The sequence below is a fragment of the Nocardia sp. NPDC058497 genome (assembly GCF_042720195.1).
In the GTDB taxonomy this organism is placed as follows: Bacteria; Actinomycetota; Actinomycetes; order Mycobacteriales; family Mycobacteriaceae; genus Nocardia.
Window position 1 is genome coordinate 1 of sequence record NZ_JBHXMY010000685.1, and the last position, 2,889, is coordinate 2,889.

Annotated in this window: 3 protein-coding genes; all 3 read right to left on the reverse strand. The window is 69.6% G+C overall.

Annotated features, from left to right (window positions below; translation table 11 throughout):
* A partial coding sequence (locus tag ACFWPJ_RS29470; RefSeq protein WP_378856272.1) for an FAD-dependent oxidoreductase occupies nt 1–1,087 on the reverse strand: 1,087 nt, incomplete at its 3' end.
* A 12-nt stretch (nt 1,088–1,099) separates the two neighbouring features.
* A complete protein-coding gene (locus tag ACFWPJ_RS29475) occupies nt 1,100–1,471 on the reverse strand; it encodes a nuclear transport factor 2 family protein (RefSeq protein WP_378856274.1) in 372 nt (123 codons plus the stop codon).
* Nucleotides 1,472–1,576: 105 nt separating this feature from the next.
* Nucleotides 1,577–2,889 (reverse strand): FAD-binding protein (locus ACFWPJ_RS29480; protein WP_378856276.1); only part of this gene is annotated, 1,313 nt, incomplete at its 5' end.

Here is a 2,889-nt window from a genome sequence, read left to right on the forward strand (position 1 = left end):
AATCCGGCCCCCCCTGTTGGGTCACGCGCTGGCCGGTGGTGTCGAGTATGATCGCGCGGGGTATCGACCGATCCCACACCAGCACCTGTTTGTTGCGGTGGGGCCGCTGGAACGACGGCATCCACCACGCGTCGTCCATCAGATCGACTGCCGCGCCGACCTTCTCACCCGCGATGATGCCGTCACCGGTGTTGTCGGTCGAGGCGGCGCTGAAGTTGTCGCGCCCGCCCTCGGGCAGATAGCGCTTGCGCATGGCTTGATTGTGCTCGAAACCGCCGGTGGCCAGCAGCACGCCGTCGCGCGCCCTGATCCGGATCTCGCGGCCGTCGCGTTCGGCGACCACGCCGAGCACCGCGCCCGAGTCGTCGGTGATCAGCGAACGCAGCGGCGTGTTCAGCCACAGCGGGACACCCGCGTCGCGCAGGGCCAGCCGCAGCCGGGCGATCAGGGCCCGGCCGAGGGTGTCCATGTGCCTGCGCAGCACGATCGCCTTGATCGCCCGCAGACCGGTCAGCAGCGCGGTCCAGCGAGCCTTCCAGGTGCGCATCACCATATTGAGCTGGACAAAGTCCTTGGACGTGATGAACAGTCCCGGCGGGGTCGCCAACGCGGCGGGGCGCAGCAGGTCCTCGTCGTCGCCGAGCTGCCTGAGGTCCACCGGCAGCGGCTCGATGGACCGGCCCGCGGGCCGCCCGCCCGGCGCCTCGGGGTGGTAGTCGGAATAGCCGGTGCACCACTGGAAACGCAGGTGCGGGCTGGTCTCGAGGAAGGCGAGCATGCGCGGGCCCTCGTCGATGAACGCGTCGAGGTTCGCCGTCGGCACCCGGTCGCCGACGACGGCGTCGAGATAGGCGCGCACGTCGGCGCGGGAATCGCCGAGGCCTTCGCGCAGCAGCACCGGATTGTTGGGCACCCAGATGCCACCGCCCGACAGCGCGGTGCTGCCGCCGTAGACGCCCGCCTTCTCGATGACAAGGGTGTCGAGCCCGCGGTCGGCGGCGGCGAGCGCGCCGGTCAGCCCGCCCGCGCCGCTGCCGACGACGAGGAAGCCGACTTCGTGATCCCAGTGTTGTTCGGTCGCAGTCATTCTCGCCTCAGCTCAGCCGACGACCATGTCGTCCTGGGACCAGAACGCGCGCATGCTGGTGATGCGGGCGTCCTCGTCGAAGGTCATGACATCGATCGGGTCGAGGGTGAACTTTTGGTCGCCGAACTCGGTGACCACGCGGAAGCTGAACGCGGCGCTGTTGCCCGCGACGCGGATGGTGAACAGTTCGGTCGAGCGCTTCATCGGCTCGATGGCCTCGTAGAACTTGGTGATCGCCGCGTGGCCGACGTGCGGTTCGCTGCCTACCGGATCCTCCACCGTCGCGTCCTCGCGGTAGAGGGCGACGACGTCGGCAGCCGTACCGCTGCCGACGGCCTCCACATATTTGCGCACCGTCGCGCGAATGTCGTCCGCTGAAGCCATCGTGTTGCTCCTGAAATGTCGAGAAGGGGAATATGTGAACGGAACCACACTCGGTGGCCGCTGCGGACGGGTCCCTCCCGGCCAGCGGGCGGGACCCGAGCTCGCTCAGTCGCCGAGGATGTGCCGCACGGCGAGGTGGCTGAACAGCATGGACGCGCCGATCGGGTTGCCGCCGCCGGGGTAGACCTCGCCGCTGACCGCGGCCATGGTGTTGCCCGCCGCGTAGAGGCCGGGGATCGGCTCGCCGTCGCGGCCGAGGACCCGGGCCGCGGTGTCGGTGCGCAGGCCGCCCTTGGTGCCGAGGTCGGAGATGCCGAACGCGGCCGCGTGGTACGGGCCCTTGTCGATGGTCACCAGCGGCGGTTCACCGCCGGAGAAGGCACGATCGTAGGCCTCGTCGCCGCGCCCGAAATCCGGGTCGACGCCGGTGGCGACCATGCCGTTGAACCGCTCCACGGTGGCCTCGAGATTCGCCGCGGGCACGCCGATCTTCTCGGCGAGCTCGGCGAGGGTGTCGGCCGTATGCCACAGGCCCGCGTCGACGTACTTCTGCGTCTCGACCATGGACACGTTGGTGGCCTTGATCGGCGGGACCTCGCCTTCCTTGTCGTCGTAGATCATCCAGAACGGCAGGGTCAGACCGCGGTCGTTCATCTGCCGGATCACCTCGCGGCCGAGCCGGTCGTAGGGCGCCGACTCGTTGACGAACCGGTTGCCCTCCTGGTCGACGAAGATGCCGCCGGTGAACCACAGCGCGAACGCCGAGCGCCCGTCCGGATGGGTCAGCCCGGGCGACCACCACGCCTGATCCATCAGATCGGTGTCGGCGCCCGCCGCGATGCCCGCCTGGTGCGCCAGACCCTGATTTCCCCAGGGCCCCATGGTGTCTCGCGCCTCGCCGGGCACGCCGTAGTGCTTGCGCAGCTCGTCGTTCTGCTCGAAACCGCCCGTCGCGAGCACCACACCGCGCCGCGCGCGGATCGCGACCCGCTCGCCGTCGCGTTCGACGATCGCACCGGTCACCGCACCGTCCTCGACGACCAGCTCCACCAGCGGCGACTTCAGGTAGAGCTTGGCGTGCGGGTAGGTCGACAGCGCGCGCAGCATGCGCCCGATCAGCGCCTGCCCGCCGATCAGCAGCTCCGGCAGGGGAGCGCCGAGGCGATCGGTGTCGAGCGGTCCGCGCAGCGACTCGCGCAGCTCGCCGAGCTCGGCGGCGGGCAGCGGTGTGGGCATGATGTGGCGCTGCCCGTCGAGCCTGGCCTTGGGCGCCTTGCCGAAGTAGTCCGGCCACGGCAGCATCTGGAACTCGAAATGGTTGTCGGCCTCGAGGTACTCGATGAGGTCGCGACCACGGCGGACATAGGTCTGCTGCAGCTCGTCGGGGGTGCGGTCACCGACGACGGCGCGGTAGTAGG

Excerpts from the sequence above, each read along its gene's own strand:
- ACFWPJ_RS29475 (WP_378856274.1), bottom strand. The coding sequence starts at position 1,471 with ATGGCTTCAGCGGACGACATTCGCGCGACGGTGCGCAAATATGTGGAG.